General features: G+C 71.1%; 26 protein-coding genes and 1 riboswitch. Of the genes, 16 read left to right on the top strand and 10 right to left on the bottom strand.

Annotation, left to right across the window (positions count from 1 at the left end; all coding sequences use genetic code 11):
• Positions 1-6: 6 nt before the first annotated feature.
• Together ABD240_RS10885 and ABD240_RS10880 are read right to left on the bottom strand one after the other, a co-directional pair.
• On the bottom strand, positions 7-654 hold the full coding sequence (locus ABD240_RS10885; RefSeq protein ID WP_344337193.1) for a GyrI-like domain-containing protein: 648 nt from the start codon (positions 652-654) through the stop codon (positions 7-9).
• A gap of 78 nt (positions 655-732) precedes the next feature.
• Positions 733-1,344, bottom strand: coding sequence for a class I SAM-dependent methyltransferase (locus tag ABD240_RS10880; RefSeq protein ID WP_291798424.1), 612 nt, complete (start codon positions 1,342-1,344; stop codon positions 733-735).
• A 112-nt stretch (positions 1,345-1,456) separates the two neighbouring features.
• Between ABD240_RS10880 and ABD240_RS10875 the strand changes: the two genes are divergently transcribed.
• The 4 genes from ABD240_RS10875 to ABD240_RS10860 all read left to right on the top strand — a co-directional run bounded on the left by ABD240_RS10875 (position 1,457) and on the right by ABD240_RS10860 (position 4,934).
• Positions 1,457-2,920, top strand: a complete 1,464-nt coding sequence (locus ABD240_RS10875) for a sensor histidine kinase (RefSeq protein WP_291798421.1) — start codon at positions 1,457-1,459, stop codon at positions 2,918-2,920.
• The gene (locus ABD240_RS10870; protein WP_344337189.1) at positions 2,917-3,678 is read left to right on the top strand and encodes a response regulator; all 762 of its coding nucleotides are present in this window, start codon (positions 2,917-2,919) and stop codon (positions 3,676-3,678) included. The genes ABD240_RS10875 and ABD240_RS10870 overlap by 4 nt, the downstream gene beginning before the upstream one ends.
• Positions 3,675-4,253: a hypothetical protein gene (locus ABD240_RS10865; protein WP_291791333.1), complete on the top strand. Its 579-nt coding sequence runs from the start codon at positions 3,675-3,677 to the stop codon at positions 4,251-4,253. Before ABD240_RS10870 ends, ABD240_RS10865 begins: the two co-directional genes overlap by 4 nt.
• Positions 4,254-4,394: 141 nt before the next feature.
• Positions 4,395-4,934, top strand: coding sequence for a DUF4916 domain-containing protein (locus ABD240_RS10860; RefSeq protein WP_291791336.1), 540 nt, complete (start codon positions 4,395-4,397; stop codon positions 4,932-4,934).
• Positions 4,935-4,942: 8 nt separating this feature from the next.
• Here the strand turns inward: ABD240_RS10860 and ABD240_RS10855 are convergent, their stop codons facing one another.
• Positions 4,943-5,506, bottom strand: coding sequence for a dihydrofolate reductase family protein (locus tag ABD240_RS10855; protein ID WP_344337186.1), 564 nt, complete (start codon positions 5,504-5,506; stop codon positions 4,943-4,945).
• Positions 5,507-5,571: 65 nt separating this feature from the next.
• Between ABD240_RS10855 and ABD240_RS10850 the strand changes: the two genes are divergently transcribed.
• From ABD240_RS10850 to ABD240_RS10825, 6 genes are all read left to right on the top strand, one after another.
• Complete coding sequence (locus ABD240_RS10850; RefSeq protein WP_344337184.1) at positions 5,572-6,180, top strand: winged helix-turn-helix transcriptional regulator; 609 nt, start codon at positions 5,572-5,574, stop codon at positions 6,178-6,180.
• Positions 6,146-6,487 (top strand): hypothetical protein, encoded by a 342-nt coding sequence (locus tag ABD240_RS10845; RefSeq protein WP_344337182.1) that lies wholly within the window; start codon positions 6,146-6,148, stop codon positions 6,485-6,487. Before ABD240_RS10850 ends, ABD240_RS10845 begins: the two co-directional genes overlap by 35 nt.
• A gap of 227 nt (positions 6,488-6,714) precedes the next feature.
• Positions 6,715-6,821: riboswitch (TPP riboswitch) on the top strand.
• Between the two features lie 28 nt (positions 6,822-6,849).
• Positions 6,850-7,449 (top strand): ECF transporter S component, encoded by a 600-nt coding sequence (locus tag ABD240_RS10840; protein ID WP_291791346.1) that lies wholly within the window; start codon positions 6,850-6,852, stop codon positions 7,447-7,449.
• 210 nt (positions 7,450-7,659) lie between these two features.
• Complete coding sequence (locus ABD240_RS10835) at positions 7,660-8,412, top strand: ECF transporter S component (protein ID WP_344337178.1); 753 nt, start codon at positions 7,660-7,662, stop codon at positions 8,410-8,412.
• The gene (locus tag ABD240_RS10830; protein WP_344337176.1) at positions 8,409-9,950 is read left to right on the top strand and encodes an ABC transporter ATP-binding protein; all 1,542 of its coding nucleotides are present in this window, start codon (positions 8,409-8,411) and stop codon (positions 9,948-9,950) included. Before ABD240_RS10835 ends, ABD240_RS10830 begins: the two co-directional genes overlap by 4 nt.
• Complete coding sequence (locus ABD240_RS10825; RefSeq protein ID WP_344337174.1) at positions 9,943-10,779, top strand: energy-coupling factor transporter transmembrane component T family protein; 837 nt, start codon at positions 9,943-9,945, stop codon at positions 10,777-10,779. The genes ABD240_RS10830 and ABD240_RS10825 overlap by 8 nt, the downstream gene beginning before the upstream one ends.
• Positions 10,780-10,877: 98 nt before the next feature.
• On the opposite strand, the gene ABD240_RS10820 is transcribed toward ABD240_RS10825, so the two are convergent.
• Complete coding sequence (locus tag ABD240_RS10820; RefSeq protein WP_344337172.1) at positions 10,878-11,930, bottom strand: alcohol dehydrogenase; 1,053 nt, start codon at positions 11,928-11,930, stop codon at positions 10,878-10,880.
• A gap of 41 nt (positions 11,931-11,971) precedes the next feature.
• Positions 11,972-13,237, bottom strand: a complete 1,266-nt coding sequence (locus ABD240_RS10815) for a type 2 periplasmic-binding domain-containing protein (protein ID WP_344337170.1) — start codon at positions 13,235-13,237, stop codon at positions 11,972-11,974.
• Between the two features lie 114 nt (positions 13,238-13,351).
• Between ABD240_RS10815 and ABD240_RS10810 the strand changes: the two genes are divergently transcribed.
• The gene (locus ABD240_RS10810; protein WP_291795847.1) at positions 13,352-14,380 is read left to right on the top strand and encodes an AraC family transcriptional regulator; all 1,029 of its coding nucleotides are present in this window, start codon (positions 13,352-13,354) and stop codon (positions 14,378-14,380) included.
• Between the two features lie 207 nt (positions 14,381-14,587).
• Here ABD240_RS10810 and ABD240_RS10805 read toward each other — a convergent pair whose 3' ends face one another.
• Positions 14,588-14,908, bottom strand: coding sequence for a putative quinol monooxygenase (locus ABD240_RS10805; RefSeq protein WP_291795849.1), 321 nt, complete (start codon positions 14,906-14,908; stop codon positions 14,588-14,590).
• 199 nt (positions 14,909-15,107) lie between these two features.
• Between ABD240_RS10805 and ABD240_RS10800 the strand changes: the two genes are divergently transcribed.
• The 3 genes from ABD240_RS10800 (at position 15,108) to ABD240_RS10790 (ending at position 18,277) form a co-directional block, all read left to right on the top strand.
• Positions 15,108-15,911 carry an IclR family transcriptional regulator gene (locus ABD240_RS10800; RefSeq protein ID WP_291795852.1) on the top strand — a complete coding sequence of 268 codons (804 nt, stop codon included), beginning with the start codon at positions 15,108-15,110 and terminating at the stop codon, positions 15,909-15,911.
• Between the two features lie 119 nt (positions 15,912-16,030).
• The gene (locus ABD240_RS10795; RefSeq protein ID WP_291795856.1) at positions 16,031-16,696 is read left to right on the top strand and encodes a hypothetical protein; all 666 of its coding nucleotides are present in this window, start codon (positions 16,031-16,033) and stop codon (positions 16,694-16,696) included.
• A 15-nt stretch (positions 16,697-16,711) separates the two neighbouring features.
• Positions 16,712-18,277, top strand: a complete 1,566-nt coding sequence (locus tag ABD240_RS10790) for a GMC family oxidoreductase (protein WP_291795858.1) — start codon at positions 16,712-16,714, stop codon at positions 18,275-18,277.
• 192 nt (positions 18,278-18,469) lie between these two features.
• On the opposite strand, the gene ABD240_RS10785 is transcribed toward ABD240_RS10790, so the two are convergent.
• The 3 genes from ABD240_RS10785 to ABD240_RS10775 form a co-directional block, all read right to left on the bottom strand.
• The gene (locus tag ABD240_RS10785) at positions 18,470-19,663 is read right to left on the bottom strand and encodes an acetyl-CoA C-acetyltransferase (protein ID WP_291795860.1); all 1,194 of its coding nucleotides are present in this window, start codon (positions 19,661-19,663) and stop codon (positions 18,470-18,472) included.
• Between the two features lie 41 nt (positions 19,664-19,704).
• Positions 19,705-20,571, bottom strand: a complete 867-nt coding sequence (locus ABD240_RS10780) for an enoyl-CoA hydratase/isomerase family protein (RefSeq protein WP_291795862.1) — start codon at positions 20,569-20,571, stop codon at positions 19,705-19,707.
• 194 nt (positions 20,572-20,765) lie between these two features.
• Positions 20,766-21,425, bottom strand: a complete 660-nt coding sequence (locus ABD240_RS10775) for a hypothetical protein (RefSeq protein ID WP_344337164.1) — start codon at positions 21,423-21,425, stop codon at positions 20,766-20,768.
• 53 nt (positions 21,426-21,478) lie between these two features.
• Here ABD240_RS10775 and radA point away from each other — a divergent pair, with 53 nt between their 5' ends.
• The gene (gene radA / locus ABD240_RS10770; protein WP_344337162.1) at positions 21,479-22,852 is read left to right on the top strand and encodes a DNA repair protein RadA; all 1,374 of its coding nucleotides are present in this window, start codon (positions 21,479-21,481) and stop codon (positions 22,850-22,852) included.
• A gap of 107 nt (positions 22,853-22,959) precedes the next feature.
• Here the strand turns inward: radA and ABD240_RS10765 are convergent, their stop codons facing one another.
• Positions 22,960-23,778: a hypothetical protein gene (locus ABD240_RS10765; RefSeq protein WP_344337160.1), complete on the bottom strand. Its 819-nt coding sequence runs from the start codon at positions 23,776-23,778 to the stop codon at positions 22,960-22,962.
• A gap of 38 nt (positions 23,779-23,816) precedes the next feature.
• Here ABD240_RS10765 and ABD240_RS10760 point away from each other — a divergent pair, with 38 nt between their 5' ends.
• Positions 23,817-24,863, top strand: a complete 1,047-nt coding sequence (locus tag ABD240_RS10760) for an HhH-GPD family protein (protein ID WP_291797557.1) — start codon at positions 23,817-23,819, stop codon at positions 24,861-24,863.
• Positions 24,864-24,871 lie beyond the last annotated feature (8 nt).

Here is a 24,871-nt window from a genome sequence, read left to right as displayed (position 1 = left end):
TGCCGGTCAGGCGGGATCCGCTTCCTCCACCGGCTGGCGGAGCAGCGTCCGCAGCTTCTCCGGGGCGGTCCGGCGGAGGTCGCTGAAGTACACCTCATGATGCGTGCCGGTCATGCGCAGGCCGTTGTCCGGAATGAAGCTGTGGTGCATCTCTGCGAGGACAGGACCCTCCTCATCGAAGGGGCCCACGTGGAGCGTCTGGACGCATCTGCCCTCTTCGAGCCGCTCGAGGCGGACGTCGTCCAGGCGCGCGGGACGCCTCTTGGCGCTGGAACGGCCCTTGGCACCGGCGCGGGCCACGGCCTCGGCGAGGAGGGGTGCTTCGATCCAGCCGAGGACGAGGAGCATCATCGTCCAGTCCCACTGAGATGTGTCGCGAGCGGTGGTGAAGGCGTCCATGTCCTCGGCCCACCAGAGGCCCTCCAGCGGAGGCACCACGTAATCCCGGCCCAGCTCCTGCCTGCTGGCGAACTTCAGCGAGTAGGCCACGGGATAGAGAGCGGCGAGCGCCTCCGCGAATTCCGGGGAGGTGTTGGGGTCGCCGTGGCCGTCGATCATGAGGTAGCGCTGCGCGGGCACATCGAGGATGCGGAACGTGCCGCCGGAGGCTCGGTAGTGCTCGAGTGTGCGCTTGAAGTCGATCTTCTCGCCCATGCCGTGCCCTCCGCACTCCCCCGCGCTGCGCTCCGTGCCTCCCAGGCTACAGCCGGCGGCCGAGCGCAGCGCCCCGGTTCAGAGCGGCCGGTGCCAGACCAGCGCGTACCTCCAGAGCGGCAGCCGATTCCACCGCACTCCCGTCAGCACGCGCCGTGCAGTGCGGCGGACCGTCGCATAGTCATGCGGAGGCGGCCAGACCATCGGTGCGGTGTGCTCCCAGAACCCGTGCCGACGCACCAGCCACCGGTGCTGCACGGCGCCTGCCAGATCGAACAGCAGGTCAGCCGGTCTGCGCGACCGGGCGAGGCCCACCACCGCGAGCACGCCCCCGGGAGCCGTCAGATCCGCCAGCCGCAGGAGTGCTGCCTCGAGGTCCGGCAGGTGGTGCAGGGTCGCCACCGAGGCGACGACATCGAAGGGGTGGTCGAACGCGTGCGTCATGACGTCGCCGTGGACCCACGAGGTCCGCTCGCAACCGGCTTGTGCGCAGTGCCGCCGTGCGTTGTCGAGCACCGCGACATCGGCATCGAGACCCGTCACATCCGGCACCGTACGGCTCAGCTCCGCAGTGAGCAGGCCGTTGCCGCAGCCCACGTCCAGAGCGGAATGGGCACCCGCAGGCACAGCGTCGAGGATCAGCCGGTGGTAGTGGATATTGTGATTCCACGGATGAGCGGGGATCTCCATCCCTCCACGCTACGGTGCCGCGCTGTGCGCTGGTCTTCGCGCGCCTTCCCCACCGCAAGATCCGTCCACAGGCAGACGCGCTCACCGCCTGCTGCCCTCCATGATGAGGAGCATGGAATCCGAACTGGCTGACGACCCCCGGCAGACCCGCACCGTCGTCCTCGTGGTGGGCGGGCTGAGCCTGGTCACCGGCGCACTCTTCGTCTGGGCGATCACGGCGACCGCCGCGGGCGGTGGATTCACCGGTGAACCCGCGCTGTGGACCTACCTCGTCTTCGTCGCGGCCAACTCGCTCGCCGCCGGCTTCCTGTGGTGGCACCGCACTCATCCTCTGCGCGTGTGCACCGCCGTCCTCCTCGTCTTCGCGCTGAGCTCACTGCTCGCTGGCCACACGGGCAATGCCGGGATGACGCTGCCCCTGTGGTTCAGCGTCTATGCCGTCGCCGCCCATGCACCGCAGCGTGCGGGCCTCGCGCTCGTGGGCACCGGCTGGCTGGTCAGCGCCGCGCTGCGGATCGGCACAGCCGTGGCCGACGGCAGGCTCGCCGAATACCCGCCGGGCGCTCTGCTTCCTGCCATCGGCCTGTCCGCCCTGGATCCGGGCTTCTTCTTCCTCACCTGCTTCGCCCTCGGCACCGGATTCCGGCTGCAGCGACAGCGCGCCCGGGATGCCGCGGAACGCGCCCGCCTCCTCGAGGAGCGGACCCGTCTGGTCGAGGACCGCGCACACGCGCGCAACGCCGAGGCAGTGGCACGCGAGCGCAATCGCATGGCCCGCGAACTCCACGACCTCGCCGCCCACGAGCTCATGGACGTGCTGCTCTCCGTGCGCGCGCTGCGGATCACCAGCGACGACCCCGTTCTCTCTGAGGTCGAGGAGAAGACCGCACGGGCCCTGAACGACATGCGCACAGTGGTCCGCACCCTCCGTGAGGACGACAGTGAGGCGCCGGAGCACGCACCGCTGGAGGAGACCGCGCAGCGGCTGATCGAGACGCTCACGGCCGAACGCGGCCTGCACGTGGACACCCGCCTCCACCTGGCCGCGCCCGTCCCGCCGGCGGCCGCACAGGCCGTGCTGAGCGTGCTGAAGGAGACCCTGCTCAATGCCCACGCGCATGCACCGGGCCAGCCCCTCACCGTCGTGCTCGAGACGCTCCCGCCTTCCGCTGGTGAGGGGGACCGGGCCCGGGGCCGGGACGCAGCACCGGTGGACCGGGAAGAAGCACCGGGGCGGACCGTGCCCGAGGCCTCGGGCACGGGCTCCGACAGCAGACTCACACTGCGCCTGACCGTCAGCAATCCGCTGGGACCGACCGCCCACGCCACCGGCACGACCGGCACGGGATACGGACTGGTGGGAGCGGTGGAACGGGCCGCACTCCTCGACGGGAGCTTCCATGCGGGCCCGGACGGGCAGGGGCACTGGACAGCGACGCTGCTGCTGCCGGTTCCCGCCGAAGCCGCAGACGGGGCCGAAACCGGACGCCCCGCCTCGGTCCCGCCCGACTCGGCCCACAGTCCCGCAACACCTACCGCTTCCCCCACCCTGCTCACCGCCCAGGAGGACTCATGATCCGCGTGCTCATCGCCGACGACCAGCCCACGGTCCGCCGCTCCCTGCGGATGTTCCTCGCCACCGCCGGGGACATCGAGGTCGTGGCCGAGGCCGCGGACGGTGAGGAAGCCGTGAGGCTGGCCCGCGCCTCGCGCCCGGATGTGGTCCTCATGGACGTGCGCATGCCCGGCGGAGACGGGCTCACCGCCACGGCGGAACTCGCCGGACCGGGCGTGGACTCTCCGCTGCCCGTGGTCGTCATCACCACCTTCGACCTGGACGAGTACGTGTTCGGCGCGCTGGAGAACGGTGCCGTGGGGTTCCTCCTCAAGGACACCGACCCGCAGCAGCTCGTCACCGCCGTCCACGCCGCGGCCCGCGGTGACGCCCTGGTCTCCCCCGCCGTCACCGGCCGCGTGATCCGCGAGTTCGTGCGGCGCAGACCCACCGCTCCCGAGGCCCCCCCTGCCCCGGGCGGAGCCCCTCCCTCCGAGGCGGGCGGGACGGATCTCGACGCTGCGCCTCCGCCGCAGCTCACCGCCCGCGAGCAGGAGGTGCTGGCGGCGGTCGCAGAAGGGCTCAGCAACGCAGAGATCGCCGAGGCGCTGTTCGTGGAGGTGGGCACGGTGAAGACCCACGTCTCACGCATCATCGCCAAGCTGGGCGTCCGCGACAGGATCCAGGCCGCGATCTGGGTCCACCGCCGCGCCGCCGGGACCCCCTCACTCCCCCTCCGTTCACCGTCGAACAGCACTGAGGAAGGAAGCGCATCATGACACCCACCCCCGCACTCGCTGCCGGGCATGCCTCCGGCAGAGGCTCCCGGTCCGCGCCGCTCGCCATGCTCATCATCGGGGCCCTGCTCACCGTCGGCGGACCGTTCCTCGGCGCCGTGATCGGCAGCTTCGCGATGGTGCCCGGTGCTCTGGGCTACGCCGACAGGACGGTCGAGCTGGCTCCGAGCGGCACCGTCCGGCTCGAGGCGGAGGAGTCCGTGCTGCTCCTGGCACCCGTGGCCGAACTCGCCTCTGCCGATCACGCGCAGTGCTCGGCAGAGGCCGCAGACGGGACCGCGGCCGCGGTCACCTTCGAACCCGCCAGCACCCTCAACACCCGCTCCAGCGGCACGCGATACGAATCATTCGCCCGCGTCACGGCACAGACTGACGGCGCACACACTCTCACCTGTGACACCGAGCCACGGGTGATCGCCGCTCCCCCGTTCGAGATGGGGTCCCTCCTGGGGCCGCTGGCCTGGTGGACCGCCGGAGGCCTCGTCGTCTCCGCACTCGGGGTGGTCCTCGTGATCGTCGGCATCGTGCGTCTCACTCGGGCGAAGCCGGCAGCCTGACACAGGCCTGGCCGGCACCGGACCGGCCAGGCCGAGCGGGTCGCTCGCTCCGGACCGCAGGCTTTCCGGCGATCCCGAACACCCCGGACCACTGTTGCCCACGTCACTGGCCGCGGCCTCGGCTGTGGCACGATTGAGCACATGACGCGCACCGCCCTCGACTTCGACGAGAACTGGCTCGAGCCGGACGAGATCGCCCACATCCGCAGGCGTATGCCGCTGCCCTACGTGCACGGCGTCCCCGTGAAACTGGGTGACGACGGCTCCGTCGAGAAGGTGGGCCTGCTGCTGCGGACCCTGCCGGACGGGGTGCTCGGCCGCGAGATCGTGGGCGGACGCGTGCGCTACCACGAGTCCATCCGCTCTGCCCTGCTGCGTCACGCGGAGAAGGACCTGGGCACCCTCGCCCTGCCGACGCTCCCGATGGCGCTCACCCCGTTCCACATCGCGGAGTACTTCCCCACGGAGGGCACCTCGCGCTACGTCGATCCCCGCCAGCACGCGATCGCCCTGTGCTACATCCTGCCGGTGATCGGCGAATGCGAACCGCGGCGCGATGCGCTCGCACTCGACTGGCTCACTCCCGCCGAGGCCGTCCGCGCCGATGTCGTGGCCGAGATGGTGCACGGCCAGGAGCACATCGTCCGGGCGGCCCTGGCGCACCTCGGCCTCCTCCCCTGATACAGCCCTCACCCCGAGGAGTCCACCGCATAGGAGAGCCTGACCATTCCATTGCCGAAACGGCGCTCGCTCTCCAGGCGCAGCCCGATCCTGAGATCGGGCAGGAACCGCAGGCCGGAGCCGACCACCACGGGGCACACCAGCGGCACGATCCTGTCGACCAGACCGTGGCGCAGCGCCTCCGCCGCCAGGGTGGGACCGTCCACCGTGAGATCGGCCGACGCGTGCTCCTTGAGCCGGCGCACCTCGGCGGGAGAGAACTGCCGCTCCACACGCGTGCGGCTGGTGGGCACAGCCTCGAGCGTGCGGGAATAGACCACCTTGTCCCTCTCCCGCCACAACTGAGCGAAGACCTGCGACTGCGGCGACTGGTCCGCCACGGCCGGATCGGTCTCCCACACGGCCATCATCTCGTACATGCGCCGACCCGTGAGGAAGGTGCCCACCTCTGCGATGTCGCCGTTGACCGCGTCCAGCACCTCTTCATCCGGAACGGCCCATTCGAACCCTCCACTCCCGTCCGCGACGAATCCGTCCAGCGAGACGATCATCGAATAGACCAGTTGCGCCATCTCGACCCCTCCGCTCATTCCAGTTGCATTCTGCAACTGGAATGACGCTAACATAGACTGCATGCATGTCACAATCAGTTTCCGCAGTTCCCCCGGACCGCACAGAGACGCTCACCGTGCCCGCGGGGAAATCCGGATGTCCCATCAACATGACCGTCGAACTGCTGGGCGACCGGTGGAGCTTCGTGGTGCTGCGGGACATCGTCTTCGGCGGGCACCGGCATTTCAGAGAACTGCTGGACAACTCCCTGGAGGGGATCGCCTCGAACATCCTCGCCGCACGGCTGAAGAAGCTGACGGCGGCGGGCCTGCTCAGCACACACGCGGATCCGCACCACCGGCAGAAGATCGACTACCGGCTCACAGAGCCGGCGATCCAGCTCATCCCCCTCTTCGCACAGCTGGGAGCGTGGGGAGCACGATGGATGCCCACGACACCGGAGCTGGCCGTCCGCGCCGAACTCCTCGCCGCCGGCGGGCCTCCGCTGTGGGACCGGTTCATGGAAGAACTCCGCAGCATCCACCTCGAGAACCAGCCACCCCCGGCGGACGGGGTCCTCGCAGAACTGACCGCCGCCCATGAACAGCGGCGGGGCGCCGATGCAGTCGCCCCGCCGCGCAGAGAGAAGGAGACAGGCCATGTCCATGTTCCTCGCGATCGGCTACGGGGATGAAGCAGGGTATGAGAGCACACCGATCCAGGTGCGCAGGCACGCCCATGCCCATGACGAGCGGCTGCGCGAACGCGGGGTGCGCATGAGCCGGGCCGGAGAACCCATACAGGTGAGGAACACGGAGCTGAAGGAGCTCCGGCAGGAGCCGGGTGCCTACCTGCGTTCCGCGCTTCCGGTCGCCGGGTTCTCACTCCTCGAGGCGGACAGCCTCGAGGAAGCCGCCGCACTCCTTGCCGAGTCCCCGTGCTCTGTCGCGCACGGCGTCGTCGAGGTCTGGCCGCTGGAGGACTGGAACCAGCAGGACTGACAGGACCGACCGGCCCGTGGGCCGGGCCTTGGGCTGGGCCTTGGGCTGGGCCTTGGGCGAGGCCTTGGTCTGGGCCTTGGGCCGGACCGTGAGCCGGGCCCTGGGCCGGGCCCTTTGGTCGGGCCCTTCCGCGCCAACAGGCGGATACCGGCCGCACCCGTGACCCCGTGCCCGGCCCCTCCGGGGTGCGCGTCCTTGCACCTTCCCGCGAACCGGCTACCATCGGAGGCACACGACAGGGGAGCGCCGCACAGGGGCGCTGAGAGTGCGAACATCGCAGACCCTCGAACCTGATGCGGCTCGTACCGCCGAAGGAAGTCGAGACTCTTCATCCCCTCCTGTCATCTTTCAGGAGGAGCACCATGCAGAAAACCATGCAGGAATCTGCATCCACCCGCTGGCGCGTGGTCGACATCGTCGTCACCGCCGTCCTCGGCTTCGCCGTGGGACTCATCTTCTGGGCCTGGGCGGCGGCATGGTCCGTCTTCGAACTCTGGACGAATGCCTTCCCGCCGCTCATGGGGCTGTTCGGCGGGGTGTGGGTGCTCGCCGGACCGCTCGCCGCGCTCATCGTCCGCAAGCCCGGCGCTGCGCTCTTCTGCGAGCTCCTCGCCGCCGTCACCGAGGCCGTCCTGGGCTCGCACTTCGGCGCCACGGTGCTGATCTCCGGCGCGATCCAGGGACTCGGCGCGGAACTCGCCTTCGCACTGCTGCGCTATCGCAGGTTCGGCCTCGGCACGGCGCTGCTCTCCGGACTGCTCGCCGGGGTGGGCCTCACAGTGGGCGAGATCGTCATGTACTACGCCGCCTGGTCCCCGGTGTTCCAGGGCGTGTACGCCGTGCTCGGCATCGCCAGCTCCGTACTCATCGCGGGACTGGGCTCCTGGCTGCTCATGCGGGCGCTCGCACGCACCGGTGCGCTGTCCTCGCTGGCCTCCGGCCGGACGGCGCGCAGGATCTAGGCGGAGCGTACGACCTGTGGCCGGGGTGCGGCGGGCACGTGCTTCCAGAGGCGCACGTGCGCACTCCGGTCACCACCCCGGACCGGGGTGCGGCGGGCACTTCCCCGCACCCCGGCTTCCGAGAACCGTGCCGCCTGCTCCACACTTGTACCGGCGAGCGCCGGCCCGCCCCGCCCACAGAGCCCACCGCACGCAGAGAAGAAGGACCACGTGCCGCACGACATGAACCCCAGCCCCTCCGCTGACGGCCCCGCCGCCGCCGGCACCTCCGGCCGCGCTCCCGGCGCAGGACATTCGCCCGTGCCGGGGAGCACACACACGCTCGGGACCACTCCCGGACGCACAGGCACCCGCTGGCGGGTCGTCGACATCGTCGTCTGCGCGATCCTGGGCGTGGCCGTGGGCGTGGTGTTCCTGGGCTGGTCCGTGCTCTCACCGATCTTCGACACGTGGTTCGCCGTCTACCCGCCGCTGTTCGGCCTCGTCGCCGGCATGTGGGTCCTCGCCGCTCCCCTGGGCGGACTCCTCATCCGCAAGCCCGGTGCCGCGCTCTTCTGTGAGATGATCGCGGCCGCCACCGAGGCCGCGCTGGGCTCCCGGTTCGGCCTCATCATCCTCGTCACCGGCGCGCTCCAGGGCCTGGGCGCGGAGCTCGTGTTCTGGTGGCTGCGCCGCAGGCAGGCACGCCGCGGACTCCCCGCGACTTCCGGCCACACCCTGACCACCACACTGCTGGCAGGGCTGGGTGCCGGCGTGGCGATGTCTGTGGGCGACACCGTCCTTCTCTACGCCGCCTGGTCCTTCGACCAGAAGCTCGTCTACGCCGTTCTCGGCTGGGTGAGCGCCGTAGTGCTCGCCGGCGGTCTCTCCTGGCTCATCTACCGGGCGATCCTGCCCACCGGTGCGCTCTCCTCCTTCGCCTCCGGCAGGGACGCACGACCCACCAGGGATGCAGCGGCGTGAGCCCCCTGCCCATCACCGCGCACGGCTTCGGCTGGACCCATGCGGGCCGTTCGCAGCCAGCGTTCTCCGGCCTGGACCTGCGCATCGAGGCGGGCGAGCGCGTGCTCCTCGTGGGGGCCTCGGGCGCGGGCAAGTCCACCCTCCTCCACGCCATCGCCGGCGTGCTCCCGGAGGAGTCCGGCGATGCGGAGGGCACGCTGCTGGTGGGCGATGCCCCTCCTGCGGCCGCGCGCGGGGTGACGGGGCTGGTGCTCCAGGACCCGGACTCGCAGGTGATCCTCGCCCGGGTGGGCGACGACGTGGCCTTCGGCATGGAGAACCTGGGCGTCCCCGCGGAACGGATACCGGCCCGCGCGCGGGAGGCGCTGGAGACGGTGGGGCTGCCGGTGGGCCTCGACCATCCCACCCGCGCACTCTCCGGCGGGCAGAAGCAGCGGCTCGCGATCGCCGGGGTGCTGGCGATGGATCCCGGCGTCATCGTGCTCGACGAGCCCACCGCCAACCTGGACCCCGCCGCCGTGCCCTCCGTGCGCGATGCCGTGCTCGCCGCCCAGGAGCGTTCCGAGGCGACCCTCGTGGTGGTGGAGCACCGCCTGGAGATCTGGGCCGATCACGTGGACCGCGTCCTCGTGATGGGTCCCCACGGCCTCGTCGCCGACGGCACGCCCGAGGCCGTGCTGCAGGACGCACGCTTGCGGTCCTCCCTGGAAGCGGCGGGGCTCTGGCTGCCGGGTGTCGTCCCTGACCCGGCCTACGTGCCCCGGCCCGCCGGCGAGGCAGTGCTCACCGCTGAGCAGGTCGCCGTCGCCCGCCCCGGCGCACACCCCGCTGCGGTCATCTCCGCCGAGGTGCACCCCGGGCGCGCACTCGCACTCACCGGGCCCAACGGTGCAGGCAAGTCCACGGCAGCGCTCACGCTGGCAGGCCTGGTGCCCGAGGCCTCGGGAGCGGTCCGCGCCTCCGAGTCCCTGCTGGCGGGCCCGCACCGCCCCCGTTCCGCGCAGCCCTCGCGCTGGAGGTCGCGCGCGCTCGTGTCCCGCGTGGGCATGGTCTTCCAGGAGGCCGAGCACCAGTTCCTGCGCCACACCGTCGCGGACGAGCTCGCGTGGGGACCCCGCCGTGCGGGACTGTCGCAGGCGCAGACCACCGCACGGGTCGACGCGATGCTCGAGCGGCTGCGGCTCACCTCCCTGGCGCAGGCGCACCCGCAGACGCTCTCCGGCGGTGAGAAGCGGCGGCTGTCCGTGGCGTGCATGCTGAGTGCCGCACCGCGGGTGCTGGTGGTGGACGAACCCACGTTCGGTCAGGACGCAGTGACGTGGAAGGAGCTCGCGGCGATGTTCGCGGAGCAGCTGGACGAGGGGCGCGCGGTCGTCGCCGTCACCCACGACGAGCCCTTCGTCCGTGTCCTGGGTGCGGACCGGCTGGAGTTCGGGCCTGCCGCAGATGCGGCTGGTGCCGGGGCCGTTGCGAGTGCTGCAGGTGGGACCGTCGCCAGGGCGGGTGCCGCACAGGAACAGGAGGACGCCCGTGGCTGAGGCACAGAGCCTCGCGGCACCCGCAGGCGGGACCACACAGGATCTCCTCATCCCGCTGCGCCGGCACACTGCCGTCTCCCGCGCGAACCCCGTCGCCAAGCTCGCCGCGGTCCTCGTCCTCATGCTGGGCGTGCTGCTGAGCATCGACCTCGTCTCCGCCGGCGTCATGCTGGCACTGCTGCTGGTGATCGCCCTGCCTCTCAGCGGGCTGGACGCCGGGGCCATGCTGCGCCGGCTGTGGTTCCTGCCGGTCGCCGCACTGCTCGCAGGCTGGGCGACGGCGATCATGGCGGAGAAGACCGGAGCGGTGCTCCTGGACCTGGGACCGTATCTCGTCACCACGGACTCCCTGGCCGCCGGCGCGGCGATCTCCATGCGTGCGCTCGCGCTCGCACTGCCGGGCATCTGCGTCGCGGCGACGACGGACCCCACGGACCTTGCGGACGCCCTCGTCCAGCACCTCCGCCTGCCGGAGCGATTCGTCCTCTCCGCCCTGGCCGCAGCACGGCTGGTGACGCTGTTCGTCGAGGAGTGGAAGACCCTCGTCCTCGCCCGCCGCACCCGCGGCTCCGGCGCGGATTCGCCGTGGGCGCGCGTGGTGGCTCTGGTCCCGCTCGCATTCGCGCTCCTCGTGCAGGCCATCCGCCGCGGCACACGGCTGGCGATGGCGATGGAGGGGCGCGGCTTCGGCACCCAGTCACGCACGTGGTCGCGCATCTCCCGCTTCCACGCACGGGATGCGTGGCTGGTGCTCTGCGCGTTCGCGTTCAGCGCGGCAGCGGTGGGCGCGGCGGTGGCCGCGGGCACGTGGCGGCTCATCCTCACGTGAGGAGCCGTTCTCCGTGCCGCACGCACCCCGGGAACGTGCTCAGCCACCCACGCATATGTGGGCGGCAGAGCGCATTTCCGGGGTGGACGCGAGGACGCTCAGGCGACGAGCACGGTCCGGCCGCGGGCCGTGCCTGCACGCAGGGCCTCGAGCGCGTCGTTGAGGGTGTCCTCGCTCATGGGCTGCTCGTTGAGCGGCACCTCCGGCAGCGTGCCCTCACGCACCAGCTCCACAAGGGCCTCGAGCTCCGGCTGGCTGCCCACGAAGCTGCCGGAGATCGTCTGGCAGCCGAAGGGCAGCGCCACGGTGGGCAGCGTGACCTCTCCGCCGAAGAGCCCCACCGGCACCATCGTCCCGCCCTTGCGCAGGGAGAGGAACGCGGCCTTGGCCGTCTCACCGCTGTTGACGAAGTCGATCACGCCGTGGGCGCGGTCCTCGCCCAGCGCCTCCGCGATCTGGGTGGCCGGCTGGTCCTCGCGGAACTCCAGGGTCCGGTGCGCGCCTGCCTTCCGGGCGAACTCGAGGCTCTCCGCCCTGCGGTCGACCGCCACGATGTTGCCGTGCCCGCGGGCTGCGAGGATCGCGACGGCGTTGAGCCCCAGGCCGCCTGCGCCGATCACCACGATGGGATCCTCCGGCCCGGCGGGAAGCACCTTCGCCACCGCGGAGAAGGCCGTCACGCCGGAGCAGGCGAGGGTGGCCGCCCGGGAGGGCTCGATGCCGGCATAGTCCACGAGGTACTTCTCATCCGGGACGTACACGTGGTCGGCGAAGCCGCCGTCCAGGGAGCCGGAGATGATGGTGTCCCTGAGACAGTAGTTCTCACGCCCCTCCAGACAGTGCGCGCACGCTCCGCAGCCGATCCAGGGGAACACGATGAACGAGCGCCCCAGGATCTCCGCCGAGGCCTCGGGCCCGGTCGCGACGACCTCACCCACGATCTCGTGGCCGAACACGGCCGGCCACTCGGAGCTCAGCGCACGCCGGCCCGCGCTGCCCATGTCGAAGTAGCCGTCCTGGCAGTGCACGTCCGAATGGCACACGCCGGAGCGCTCCACCCGGACCAGCACCTCCCGCCCGGTGAGCTCCGGGGCGGGCTTCTCCACGGCCTCGGCCCGCTCTCCCGGACCCTTCACTGCGTACTGCAACATGCGTGTTCTCCTCTGTTCTCTGTCTTTCATCCCGGGCCGGCTCACTCCGGCCGGTGCTGGGAGATCACCTCGTCGAAGACGCGCTCGGAGAACGGCATGAGGAACTCGGGGTCCGTGTCATGCCATTCGGAGAGCGTCTCGAAGTCGCCCTCGTCGCCGTAGCCCATCTCCTCCGTCACGCCGGTCCAGTAGTCCAGGCGCTCCGTGATGGTGTCTGCGAAGTCCTCCGGAACCAGCCCCTTGTCCACCTGCTCCTGGATGAGCGCGGCGGAGGACTCCTTGATCTTCGCCTCCGTCTCCGCGTCCATCGGTGCGATGGAACCGCCGTTGGCCAGCGCCGTCTCCGCCACCCCGATGTTCGACTCCAGGTCGGAGCGCAGCGAGTTGTTGAAGACCTCCGTCAGCTGGTCGAAGACGAGCTGCTGCGCCGCCAGCGGGAGCGTCTCGAACGACGGGCCGGCGGCGATGGCGCCGATCCCGCGGGCGAAGTTCGCCTCCTCCGCCAGCCGCAGGTAGGGTGCCACCTCCACGACGCCGCCGGCGGCCGCGCCCACGGGGCTCGTGGCCATGCAGTCCACCGTCCCGCGCTGCAGGCCCTCGTACGCCTCGAGGTAGGACAGGGACACGGGGGTGGCGCCCAGCGACTCCGCCTGCGGGACCATGCCGGCGGTGCCCACCAGCAGCTGCTTGCCCTTCCAGTCAGCCAGCGTGTCCACGGGCTCCGCGCAGACGGCGTGGATGCCGCCCATCGCGTGCACGGGTACGAGCGGCACCATGCTGTGCTCCTCATACTCCGCCATGAGCGCCGGCGAGTCCCAGCCCACCTCGAGGAACGCGGCGTTGGCCGCCATCTCCGCCGCCCGCGGAGACCCGCCCGCCAGCGTGGTGCCCGCGGAGAACGCGCTGGTGACGGGGAAGTTGGCCGGATCGTAGATGTTGAGCATGTAGGCGATGTCGATGCGCCCGTCCTCCAGCGCCGCCGGCACCTCACCGTAGGCGGCGATGGCCTGGCCGTGCACCAGCTCGACCTCGATCCTCCCGCCCGAGGCCTCCTCCACGTTCTTCTTGAACTCCTCCGACCGGAGTGCGTCGGGGCCCTCCGGCGACTGTGCCGAGGCCTGGTACACGAGCGTGGTCTCCGGCATGTCCGCCAGCGCCTCCTGATAGGCGCTGAAGTCCGCACGCGGCTCCACGCCCTCGCCCGCCGCTGTGTCCTGGCCGCCGCCGGCTCCGCCTGCGCACCCGCTGAGCACCAGTGCTCCGAGGGCCGTCGCGGAGACCGCGGTGATCGACTTCTTCGTCTTCATGGTGGTCTCTTCTCTCCCGTGAGCGTCTCCCCTGTGAGCAGCTCCTCGATGAGGATCGCCGTTTCCCGGTGTGCAGAATTGACATCACACACCGCAGAATTGACTATTCAGACCATGACTGCCGATCTCGTACGGGCGACGTCGCTGCATTGGGCACCGGAGCTCATCACAGAGCTGGGAGGGAATCCTCACACCCTGCTGGGCCGCTGCGGGATCGCGCCGGAGACCGTGAACCGCGAGAGCCGGTTCATTCCCTTCTCCCTGCTGTGCAGGGTGGTGGGCGAGTGCGCCGCGGAGCTGGACACACCGGACTTCGGACTGCGCCTGGCCGCCAAGCAGGGCACGGACGTGCTCGGGCCGCTCGCGGTCGCCATCCGGCACTCGGCGACCGTGGGTGAGGCGCTGCGCAACAACATCGACTTCGTCCACCACTACAGTCCGGCCCTCGGCACCGCACTGCAGGACCACGGCGACGGCAGGACCGCCTACGTGTTCCGCACCCTCGTCCCCGGTCTGCCGCACCGCGCGCAGATCGCCGAGCTGGGGCTGCGCATCATCCTCAGCAAGTTCAGGATGATCGCCGGCCGCGGGTTCCGGCCGCTGGAGGTCACCTTCAGCCACGCGCACAGACTGCCTGCTGCGCAGTACAGCGCAGCATTCGACTGCCCGGTGGGACTCGACTGCGCCGAGGACTCCCTCGTGTTCCCCACCCAGCTGCTCGAACGCCGCCTGCACAGCGCAGACCGCTCCGCAGCGGGGCTCGCCATCGAGTACATGCGGATGAGCACCCTCACCGGCTCCTATGCGGCGGTCGTCTCCACCCAGATCTCCCGGCTCCTGCCGCAGGGTTCGCCCACGCTCGCACGCGTGGCGCAGTCACTGGGCCTGCATCCCCGCGCCCTGCAGCGCCGTCTGGCGGAGTCGCACACGACGTTCGCGGCGCTGGTGGACGCTGTGCGGAAGGACGCGGCCCTGCAGCTTCTCCGCAGTCCGGAGCTGCCCATCGGCGTGATCGCCCAGCAGCTGGGCTACGCGGAGCAGAGCGTGCTCACCCGCAGCTGCCGCCGGTGGTTCTCGCTCACACCGCTCGCGGTGCGCCGGCGGCTGCGTGAGGATCCGGAGGCCGCGGCGCTGCTGGGGTGATGCGGGGTGTGGGACGGCGGCATCTCTGCCGCGGCACTCGGCCACGTGCCGCTCCTGTCACCCACCGCGAACGCACTCTGCCGCCCACGTCTTCGTGGGCGGCAGAGTGCGTCACCGGGCTGCGACGTGGAGCACCCCGGAAGCACGCTCAGCCACCCACATATGCGTGGGTGGCTGAGCGTGCTTCCGGGGTGGACGCGAAGGGACTCAGTCGATCTGCAGCTCGCCCATCGCGTCCCAGCCCTCGCCGTCCACCTGCCGGGAGACGATCTTGGGGGTGTGCACAAGATGCGGGCGCATCGCTTCGAGGCCCTTGGCGAAGTGATCGCTCGTGACGTGCGGCTCTGCGCCCTCGTCCGTGAAGGCCTCGACGAGGACGTACTCGTCCTCCGCCTCGAGGCTCTTCGACCACTCGAAGAAGATGTTGCCCGGCTCCGCCCGGGTGGCCTCCGTGAACTCGCGGACGATCTCTGGCCAGTTCTCCACGGACTCCGGCTTGACCTGGTACTTGACGACGATGAAGTACATGGGGCTCCTTCCCTGTATTCGCGCGGATCGTGGAGACACCGGGCCTCCCAGAAGCACGCTGACGACACGCTCTGCATCCTGGCCGGAGCTCTCCGCCCCGTCCGGGATCTGAACGCCTCCACTCCACCACACCCCTGAGCGCCCTGTCATTCCCCGCCTCTCGGCCAGTGAGAAGGCGGGGCTGTGCGAGAATCCCGATATGCACGACACGGCAGAGCGGCCCTCCCCCACCGCGGATGCGCAGAAGGCGAGCGCACCGGGCACCCTCCAGCGGGCCGTGGCCGTCATCGACGCCGTCGCGGAGGGCAGCTCCACCGCACGGGAGATCTCCGCCGCCACCGGCCTGCCGCTGCCCACCGTCTACCGGATCACCCGCGAGCTGTGCGAGGTCGAGTACCTCGTGCACCTGCGCGAGGAGAGCCGCTTCGCCCTCGGCTATCAGCTCCACCGGCTGGCCGTGCGCCTCCACGAGGACCTGGGACTGGACCCGCAGGTGCGCCGCGAGATCGCCAACCTCCACGCCCAGACCGGTATGGCCTCCTACCTCGCCCTGCACCGCGGCGCGGACTTCGTCCTCGTCCACGTGGTCGACTCACCGCAGGCGCCCCGGCTGCGGCCCATGCGGTTCGGCTTCCGGGAGAACCCGCACGCCACGGCTTTCGGTAAGCTCGGTCTCGCCGCCGCCTGCGCGGGCGGCCGTGAGGACGCGCTGGAGGCGCTGCCCCTCCGCCCGCTCACGCCGCACACGCTCACGGATCCGCGCGCACTGGCAGCGGAGCTGCAGACCGTCGCCGAGGCCGGGCTCGCCTGGGAGCGGGAGGAGTTCCAGTCCGGGACGGCCTGCGTGGCCGCCTCCTTCAGCTCCGCGTCCGGGACGCTCCTGGGCTCCGTGGCCGTCTCCGCACCCGTGACGGCGTACCGCGGGCAGGAACGGCACGTCGAACACCTCGTCCGTTCGGCCGCGAGCAGGGCCGGACGCATCTACCGCCTCGGCCGCGACTGAGCGTCCCCGCCGTTCTCACTGGCCGATACGCTCCCCTTACCTCGCCGGCACTCCCCTCCCTAGCCTGACCTCACACGGTCAGTGACGACCGCTGTCGATGACGACGCGAAGGAGGGACGATGTCGGACTTCAGGCCGCTCCCGTCCAAGTACCCCCAGCTCAACCAGATGGAGTTCACCGAGCACGCGCGGAAGGTGCTCGTCCGGATCATCAAGGTGGCCTTCCCCCACGAGACGGTGCCGGACGGCCCGTACGAGCGGATGGCGGACAAGCTGATCGCGATGGCCGACGACGCCACCTGGTTCCGCATCCGCCTGTTGCAGGGGGTCGAGACGCTCAACACCTCCGCGGGCGGGGATTTCACGGCGCTCGACGACGCCCCCGCCCTCGCCACGCTCAAGCAGGTCCAGCACACGGACTTCTTCGACTACATCCGCCGCACCACCGTCCTGGAGATGTACGAGGACGAGGAGGTCTGGGAGGCGCTGGGATACGAAGGGCCCTCCTATGACAAGGGCGGGTACATCGACCGCGGCTTCGACGACCTCGACTGGCTGCCGGACCCGCGCGTGGAGGAGTACGACGGGGAGCCCCTGCCGGACATCGTGGGGCTGACCGCACCGGCCGGGACGGACACGGGCACCGGACGGTCGGCGGGCACCTCGGCGTCCGGGACCGCCCACGAGGCCGCGGCCGAGGCCGAGGAGGCGGGCACGGCAGCCGCCGCGCCGGCGATCGGTGCGACAGACCCGACTGACACGTCCGCAGACCAGAGCGCACGCTGAGGCAGGAGCATCATCATGAAGAGCATCGACCACACCGAGCCCAGCGTCGTCGTCATCGGCTCCGGCGCCGGAGGCGGGACACTCGCCTACGAACTCACGAAGAAGGGCATCCCGGTCGTCGTCCTGGAGGCCGGCCCCTACCTCCGCAACGAGGACTACATGAACCTCGAGTGGGAGGCCTTCAACCAGATGGCCTGGCTGGATCCGCGGACCACCTCGGGCTCGTGGGAGATCGCGCGGGACTTCCCCAACCTCCCGGCCTGGATCGTCAAGGCCGTGGGCGGCACCACCACGCACTGGTCCGGGGCCACTCCCCGCTTCAAGGCGCACGAATTCAAGGCGCGGTCCACCTACGGACACATCGACGGGGCGAATCTGCTCGACTGGCCGCTCTCGCTCACAGACCTGGAGCCGTACTACGAGAGGGCGGAGAAGGCGATGGGCTCCACCCACCGCCACGGGCGCCCGCCGCTGCCCGCAAACAACAACTACAAGGTCTTCGCCAACGGCGCTGAACGGGTGGGCTACCGGCACTACGCCACCGGCCCCTACGCCACGAACGCGGAGCCCTACGACGGCAGGCCCGCCTCCATCCAGGACGGCTTCAACTTCCAGGGCGACAAGCACGGGTCCAAGTGGTCCACCATGATCCGCGAGATCCCCCGGGCGCTGGAGACCGGGCTGCTGGACCTGCGCCCGGAGTCCACGGCGGTGCAGATCACCCACGGCAGCGACGGCCGCGCGGACGGCGTCATCTACCTCGACGCGGACGGGAACATGCACCGTCAGGCGGCTGCCGTCGTCTGTGTGGCGGGCAATTCGATCGAGACGCCGCGCCTCCTGCTGCTGAGCGCCACCTCGCAGTTCCCCCACGGGCTCGCGAACTCCTCCGGCCAGGTGGGTCGCAACTACATGCGGCACCTCACGGGATCCGTCTACGCGCAGTTCGAGCAGCCGGTGCGCATGTACCGCGGCGAGACGATGGCCGGGCTCATCGCGGACGAGTCCGTGCACGATCCCTCGCGCGGCTTCTCCGGCGGCTTCTACATGGAGACGATCTCGCTGGGGCCGGCGTTCCTCGCGAGCTTCGTGGAGCCGGGCGAATGGGGCCGGGCCTTCACGGAGAAGCTGGACGCCTACGCGCGCACCGCCGGCATGTGGATCGTGGGCGAGGACATGCCGCAGGAGTCCAACCGGGTCACGCTCAACTCCTCCGCGCAGGACGTCAACGGCCTGCCGGTGCCCAACGTCCACTTCGACGACCACGCCAACGACGTCGCGATGCGCAGCTACGCGTACTCCCGCGGCGAGGCCGTCTACAACGCCGTGGGCGCGGTGTCCACGCACCGCACCCGCCCCTACCCCTCCACCCACAACCTGGGCACCTGCCGCATGAGCGAGAGGCCCGAGGACGGGGTCGTGGACGCGTTCGGCCGCGCCCACGACGTGCCCAACCTCTTTATCTCCGACGGCTCCCAGTTCACCACCGGCGCCGCGGCCAATCCCACGCTCACGATCGTGGCGCTGGCGATGCGCCAGGCCGACTACCTCGCGGACCAGCTGAAGGCGGGCACGGTGTGAGGGCGCTGAGGCCCGAGTGACGGAACCGCACACCGCGAAGCGGCTTGGACACCCACATATGCGTGGGTGTCCAAGCCGCTTCGCGGTGTGGAGACGCGGCGTACCGATGCGGCACGGCGGCATGGTCCAGATGCTCGCTGCGCGCACCGGCCACGCCGTCGCCCCACCGTGTCGCCGATCCCGCCGCGGCGCTCAGGCGGACTCGAACACCGCGGCCACGCCCTGACCGCCGCCCACGCACATGGTCTCGAGACCGTAGCCCCCGCCGCGCCGCTTGAGTTCGTGGAGGAGCGTCGTCATGATGCGCGCACCCGTCGCACCCACCGGATGGCCCAGGGAGATGCCGGAGCCGTTGACGTTGAGCCGGTCCATGTCCGACCAGCCCCAGCCCTTGAGCACGGCCAGCACCTGCGGGGCGAAGGCCTCGTTGAGCTCCACGAGGGTCATGTCGTCGAAGCCCAGCCCCGTACGGGCGAAGAGCTTCTCCACCGCCGGCACCGGACCGATCCCCATCTGCGCCGGATCGCAGCCCGCCGCGGTCCAGCCCACCAGGTAGCCCAGGGGCTCGAGGCCGAGCTCCTCGAGCTTGTCCTCCGCGACGACGAGGCAGGCCGCCGCCGCATCGTTCTGCTGGCTGGCATTGCCCGCGGTGACCACGCCGTCCATGAGCGGGCGGAGCTTGGCCAGGGATTCCGGTGTGGTGTCCGGCCTGATCCCCTCGTCCTTGCTGAACAGGACCGGCTCGCCCCGGCGCTGCGGCACCTCGATGGGCACGACCTCCTCGTCGAAGGCGCCGCGCTCCCACGCCTGCGCGGCACGCGCATGGCTCTGGGCGGCGAAGGCGTCGGACTCCTCCCGGCTGATCCCGTAGGCGGTGGCGAGGTTCTCCGCCGTCTCGATCATCCCGGAGATGTAGCCGAAGCGCTCCTCCGGCTGCGAGCGCTCGCGGCCGCGCTCCAGCCTGTCGTGCATCGTGGTACTGCCCGCGCGGGAGCCCCAGCGCATGTCCGTGGAGTAGTACTCCACGTTGCTCATGGACTCGACGCCGCCGGCCACCACGGCGTCCGCGGCACCCGTCTGCACCATCATCGCCGCGGTCGCGACGGCCTGCAGCCCGCCGCCGCAGCGGCGGTCCAGCTGCATCCCGGCGACGTGGATGGGCAGACCGGCCTCCAGCGCCACCCAGCGCCCCACGCAGGGGACCTCGCTGTTGGCATAGGACTGTGCGAAGACCACGTCCTCGACCCGCTCCGGATCCATGCCGCTGTCCGCGAGGACCGCGTTGACCACTGCGGCGCCGAGCTTCTCCACCGGCACGGGCCTCAGCGACTTCCCGAAGCCGCCGATGGGTGTGCGCCGGGGCGCGACGATCGCTGCTCTTCTCATGATGCTCCTGTCTCAGTGCGTGTCTCTGCGATGGATGGTCTCTACGGCGGTGTGTCCCCGCCGGCGGTACGGTCCTGCGGCGGCGACTGCGAGGCCGGTCCGCCGAGTGCCGTCTCCGGATGGAACTGCGGCGACCGGTGCTCGAGGAAGGCACGCGTGCCTTCCGCGCATTCGGCGGAGCTGAACGCCTCGTCACTGGCGCGCAGCGAGCGTGCGACCATCTCCCGGTCGGAGAAGGCGTGCGCCTCGTCGACGAGCCGCTTGGCCAGGGCGAGCGCCCGCGGCGGCCTCGTCACGAGCCTCCGCCCCATCTCCAGCGCGGTGCTCAGCGCCTCGCCGCGCGGTACGACTCTGTTGACGAGCCCCCACTCCGCCGCGGTCCGCGCTGATATGGGTTCCGCGAGGAAGATGAGCTCCTTCGCCCTCGCCGCCGTGCTCCGCCTCGCCGTCCGGTACGTCCCGCCGCTGCTGGGGAACACGCCGAGGTTGGTCTCCGGCAGCGCGATGCTCACCTGCTCCTCCGCGACGATGAGGTCACAGCACAGGGCCAGCTCCAGCCCGCCGCCGTAGGCCAGACCCTGCAGTGCTGCGACGGTGGGCTTGGGCAGTTCCGCGAGCGTGCAGAGGATCTCGTTCTGCACCCGCAGCTTCCTCTCCACTGCGGCCCCGGGCGCCTGCAGCTCCGGGAACTCCGTGATGTCCGATCCCGCGCAGAAGGCCCTCTCCCCCGCAGCGGTGAGGATCACCGCCCGGATCTCGGGCTCGGCCGCGCACACGTCCACGAGCTCGCCCAGCCGCCGCGCCAGCGGGATGCTCATGACGTTGACGGGTCCGTTGTCCAGCGTGAGGACGGCGATGTGCTCGCGCACGCTCAGCGTGACGAGCGGAGACGCGGGATCGGAGCTCATGGCTCTCACTCTGCACCATGCGGGCGCAGGAGCACAGACCGCTGACCACCAGGCGGGACCAGATGCCGGCTGGTGCCCGCCCGGGCACCTGCTCGCATCCGCCCAGGTACCCGCCGGGGCCACCCTGCAACCCGCTCATGTCCGCCCGGCAACCCGCTCGCATCCGCCCGGGTAACCGCCAGGGCCGCAGCCCCTCAGAGCTCCGCCAGCACCCTCTTGAGGTCCGTCCGGACGGCCTCCCGCTGTGCGGCGGTCGCGAGTCCCGTGACCGTGAGGGCCAGGAGAGCACGCGAGGTGCCTGCAGCTCTCGCACTCCCGGCCTCGGCCGCGGCGGCTGCTCCACCGGTCCCGCCGCGCGCCGCACCTCCGGGCGCCTTCTCCTCGACGGAGACCTGGATCTTCGCCCCGTCGCTGAGCCCGCACCGCCAGTACAGCCGCTTGGGGGTGTCGGAGGTCCGGGGCTCTCCGTCCGGGCGAAGCGCGCCGAGGCCGCTGCCCGCCTCGGCCGCAGCCTGCACCGCCGCCCCCGCACGGTCGCGCAGCTCTGCCCGGTCCGAGGTTTCCGCCGGCAGCGTCCGGGTGGCGCTCACCTGGAAGTCGCCGCGGCTCGACTGCCCCGCCACCCGCCGGCCGATCTGCTGCTCGTAGGCCACGGTCGCGCCCTGCGCCCACCAGCCGGCGTTGCCGATGCGCTCGGCGATCACGGGATGGATCGCCTCTGCGAGCCGGCCGTGCGTGAGCGCTTCACCGCCCGCGGCCTCGAACGCATCGACGATGACCTGCCACGGAAGCCCCGTGGCCGCCTCGATGGCGCGCACCCGCTCGGGGACCTCCTCATTCCTGTTCTCTGCCATTGCACAAGCCTAATGAACGGGCCGTGTCCGTGCCTCGTGCCAGACTGGCGACCATGCAGTACGAATGCACCGCGTGCGGGTACAAGACGGCCAAGTGGCTGGGCCGCTGTCCGCAGTGCCGGGAATGGGGAACCATCGAGGAGTCCGTGCCCGCGCACCGCACCGTGCGCACACAGGCCAAACCCGCCTCACAGGGCACCGGGGCCACCCCCATCACGGAGGTGGACCGGACCCTGGCGGAGGCCCGCTCCACACACATCCCGGAGTTCGACCGGGTGCTCGGCGGCGGGCTGGTCCCCGGCGCGGTCGTTCTGCTCGCCGGCGAGCCCGGCGTGGGCAAGTCCACCCTGCTCCTCGAGGTGGGCTCCTGGACCGCACGCCAGGGCGCACAGGTCCTCTACGTCACGGGGGAGGAGTCCGCGGCGCAGGTGCGGCTGCGCGCTGAGCGCGTGGACGCCCTCAGTGAGACCCTCCTGCTCACGGCGGAGACGGATCTGGGCGTGGTCCTCGGCACCATCGACCAGGTGAAGCCCAGCCTCCTCATCATCGACTCCGTGCAGACGCTGGCCTCGGCGGACGTGGCGGGCGCCCCCGGCGGCGTCGCCCAGGTGCGCGAGGTCGCCGCGGCGGTGATCCGTGCGGCCAAGGACCACGCGATCCCCACCGTGCTCGTGGGCCACGTGACGAAGGACGGCTCCGTGGCGGGGCCTCGGCTGCTGGAACACCTCGTGGACGTGGTGTGCTCGTTCGAGGGCGAGCGCCACTCGCGCCTGCGCATGCTCCGTGCGGTGAAGAACCGCTACGGCCCCACGGACGAGGTGGGCTGCTTCGACATGACGGAGAAGGGCATCGAGTCCCTGCCGGATCCGTCCGGGCTGTTCCTCACCCGGACCGCCACCAAGGCTCCGGGGTCCTGCCTCACCGTCGCGCTGGAGGGCAAGCGCCCCATGCTGGTGGAGGTCCAGGCGCTCACGGACAAGTCGCCGGGCACTCCGCGCAGAACTGTGAGCGATCTGGACTCGGGGCGGGTGGCGATGATCCTCGCGGTGCTCTCCCCGCAGTTCCCCACCGGCGAGCTCGACGTGTTCGCGGCGACGGTGGGCGGCATGCGCATCTCCGAACCGGCGAGCGATCTCTCGGTCGCCATGGCGACGGCCTCGGCGATCGTGCACAAGCCGCTCTACTCACGCCTCGTGGCCATCGGGGAGATCAGCCTCTCCGGTGAGGTCCGGCAGGTGCCGGGGATGGGGCAGCGCCTGTCCGAGGCCGCACGCCAGGGGATCACCAACGCGATCGTCGCGAAGGGATCGCTCGAGGGCCTGCCGGTTCCTCCGGAGATGCGCGTGCGGGAGGCCGAACACCTGCTCGAGGCCCTCGAGATCGCGGGCATCCCTCTCCCCCAGGTGACGACGGAGCAGGAGGAATGAGGCGCTCGACGGGACAGGCGGTGGGAGGAGGGGCGGGCTGCTCCTCCTAGGGCCGGGCTGCTCCTGGGCGGGTGCGGTCACGGACCGCCGTGTGGGCAGCGGCCCGCTCAGCCCTCGGCCTCGGCCGTCTCCGCCGGCTCCACCGACTCCTCGGGTTCGTCCGCCGGCTCCGGAGAAGCGTTCTCGTCGTCCTCGGAGCCCGCGCCCTTGTCCGCGTCCTGGAGCACGAACGGCACCGATTCGCTCTCCTGATCGCCCAGTTTGACCACCACTTCGTAGTCGCCGGCGGAGAAGTCGTCGCCCACCTGGCGGCAGGAGTCGTCCACCGGGATCCGGTTCCAGGTGAACGTGGTCTTCTTCGACTCCCCGGCGGTGAAGACGATCCGGCTCTCCGCGTCGTCGTCCTCGCTGCGGCAGTACTCGGACGACCAGACGGTGTCCCCGTCGTGCCGGACGACGAACTCCTGCTGGGAGGTGCCCACGTCGATGAGGCAGTCCGCGTCGTGACCGTTCGTGACCTCGATGGTGAACTGCGGCTTCTCCCCCTTGGGGAACTCCTCCGCGTTCACCGCGGCCTTCACTCCCACCTCTCCGGCCGGGCAGTTGCCGGAGGCCGCGTCCCCCTCGGGCCCCGGAGCCGTGGGCTCTGCCACCGCCTCCACGGGCGCGGGCTGCGAGGCCTGCTCGCGCACCTTCCCGATGGCCTTGACCATGAGGGTCACGCCCAGCACCAGCAGCGCCACGACGATGAGGGCGAGGACGAACACGGTGATCCGCCGCCTGCGGTACATCGCACGGCGGGCGGCGTCCCGGGAGGCGGCGGTAGAGTACTGCTGGCTCTGCGGCCGCGCGGCAGGACGACCTGTGCGCCCGCCTGCGGCTCCGGTGGTGGGCCGTGTCCCCGGACCGCGTCTGTCACTGCTCATCGGCATGAGCCTACGCGGCACCGTACGAGAAGGACCACATGACACACCGCTCCACGCACCAGCAGCCTGCGGTCTCCCCCGTGACCGACGTGCCGTCCGCTCTTCCGCCGGTCGACGCGCAGGTGCTCGCGGAGACGCAGCGTGCCGTCGTCGGCTGGTACCGCGCGCATGCCCGGGACCTCCCCTGGCGTGAGAGCGCGGCGACTGCATGGTCGATCCTCGTGTGCGAGGTCATGAGCCAGCAGACGCCGGTGGTGCGGGTGCTGCCCCGCTGGGAGGCGTGGATGGCGCGCTGGCCGAGGCCCTCCGACCTCGCCGCCGCCCCGGCCTCGGAGGTGCTCCTGGCCTGGGACAGCCTCGGGTATCCGCGGCGCGCACTGCGGCTCCAGGAGACCGCACGCGCCATCGCCGAGCTGCACGGGGACTCAGTGCCGGACTCCGAGGCCGCCCTGCGCGCGCTCCCCGGAGTGGGCGACTACACGGCCGCCGCCGTGACGAGCTTCGCGCATGGTCAGCGCACCGCGGTGCTGGACGTCAACGTGCGGCGCGTGCTGGCACGCAGCCTCGCGGGGCTCGAGCACCGCCCCTCCTCCGTCTCCCGGAGGGAGAGGGCCTGGGCCGAGGCGCTCGTCCCCGCCGAGGACCACGTGGAGTGGAACGCCGGGCTCATGGAGCTGGGCGCGCTCGTGTGCACCTCGCGTTCGCCGTCCTGCGAGCAGTGCCCGCTCGCCCAGCACTGCGTGTGGCTCGCCGCCGGGAGGCCCGCCCACCCCACGGCGGCCCGGCGCACCCAGGCGTGGGCGGGCACGGACAGGCAGCTGCGCGGCGCGATCATGCGCTGTCTGCGCGAGGCGAGCGCCGCGGAGCAGGAGGGCGTGCCCGTACGGCTGCTCACCGCTCCGCTCACGGAACTCACCGATGACGAGGCCGAGGCCCTGGCCGCGCTGCCCGCACCGGTGCACTCCGCCGTCATGGCGGTGCGGAACCTGGACGCCGGGGGCGAGCGGACCGCGCGGCTCGTCGCGGACCTGCTGAGCGACGGCCTCGCCCAGCGGACGGACGCAGCACTCCACCTGCCGCACTGAGACCGGGC

Source organism: Brevibacterium salitolerans (assembly GCF_039531405.1).
GTDB classification, from domain to species: Bacteria; Actinomycetota; Actinomycetes; order Actinomycetales; family Brevibacteriaceae; genus Brevibacterium; species Brevibacterium salitolerans.
Note: the sequence above shows the minus strand (reverse complement) of the source record. Positions and strands in the feature narration are given on the sequence as shown.

Coding starts and splice junctions, on each gene's coding strand:
- ABD240_RS10855 (WP_344337186.1), bottom strand. CDS start 5,506: ATGGCGCAACTGGTCTATTCGATGATCGTCTCGCTGGACGGATTCGTC.
- ABD240_RS10815 (WP_344337170.1), bottom strand. CDS start 13,237: ATGAAGACGAAGAAGTCGATCACCGCGGTCTCCGCGACGGCCCTCGGA.
- ABD240_RS10870 (WP_344337189.1), top strand. CDS start 2,917: ATGATCCGCGTGCTCATCGCCGACGACCAGCCCACGGTCCGCCGCTCC.
- ABD240_RS10860 (WP_291791336.1), top strand. CDS start 4,395: ATGACGCGCACCGCCCTCGACTTCGACGAGAACTGGCTCGAGCCGGAC.
- ABD240_RS10845 (WP_344337182.1), top strand. CDS start 6,146: ATGTCCATGTTCCTCGCGATCGGCTACGGGGATGAAGCAGGGTATGAG.
- ABD240_RS10865 (WP_291791333.1), top strand. CDS start 3,675: ATGACACCCACCCCCGCACTCGCTGCCGGGCATGCCTCCGGCAGAGGC.
- ABD240_RS10780 (WP_291795862.1), bottom strand. CDS start 20,571: ATGAGCTCCGATCCCGCGTCTCCGCTCGTCACGCTGAGCGTGCGCGAG.
- ABD240_RS10810 (WP_291795847.1), top strand. CDS start 13,352: ATGACTGCCGATCTCGTACGGGCGACGTCGCTGCATTGGGCACCGGAG.
- ABD240_RS10785 (WP_291795860.1), bottom strand. CDS start 19,663: ATGAGAAGAGCAGCGATCGTCGCGCCCCGGCGCACACCCATCGGCGGC.
- ABD240_RS10880 (WP_291798424.1), bottom strand. CDS start 1,344: ATGGAGATCCCCGCTCATCCGTGGAATCACAATATCCACTACCACCGG.
- ABD240_RS10760 (WP_291797557.1), top strand. CDS start 23,817: ATGACACACCGCTCCACGCACCAGCAGCCTGCGGTCTCCCCCGTGACC.
- ABD240_RS10795 (WP_291795856.1), top strand. CDS start 16,031: ATGTCGGACTTCAGGCCGCTCCCGTCCAAGTACCCCCAGCTCAACCAG.
- ABD240_RS10840 (WP_291791346.1), top strand. CDS start 6,850: ATGCAGAAAACCATGCAGGAATCTGCATCCACCCGCTGGCGCGTGGTC.
- ABD240_RS10765 (WP_344337160.1), bottom strand. CDS start 23,778: ATGAGCAGTGACAGACGCGGTCCGGGGACACGGCCCACCACCGGAGCC.
- ABD240_RS10885 (WP_344337193.1), bottom strand. CDS start 654: ATGGGCGAGAAGATCGACTTCAAGCGCACACTCGAGCACTACCGAGCC.
- ABD240_RS10850 (WP_344337184.1), top strand. CDS start 5,572: ATGTCACAATCAGTTTCCGCAGTTCCCCCGGACCGCACAGAGACGCTC.
- ABD240_RS10805 (WP_291795849.1), bottom strand. CDS start 14,908: ATGTACTTCATCGTCGTCAAGTACCAGGTCAAGCCGGAGTCCGTGGAG.
- ABD240_RS10775 (WP_344337164.1), bottom strand. CDS start 21,425: ATGGCAGAGAACAGGAATGAGGAGGTCCCCGAGCGGGTGCGCGCCATC.
- ABD240_RS10800 (WP_291795852.1), top strand. CDS start 15,108: ATGCACGACACGGCAGAGCGGCCCTCCCCCACCGCGGATGCGCAGAAG.
- ABD240_RS10875 (WP_291798421.1), top strand. CDS start 1,457: ATGGAATCCGAACTGGCTGACGACCCCCGGCAGACCCGCACCGTCGTC.
- ABD240_RS10820 (WP_344337172.1), bottom strand. CDS start 11,930: ATGTTGCAGTACGCAGTGAAGGGTCCGGGAGAGCGGGCCGAGGCCGTG.
- ABD240_RS10790 (WP_291795858.1), top strand. CDS start 16,712: ATGAAGAGCATCGACCACACCGAGCCCAGCGTCGTCGTCATCGGCTCC.
- radA (WP_344337162.1), top strand. CDS start 21,479: ATGCAGTACGAATGCACCGCGTGCGGGTACAAGACGGCCAAGTGGCTG.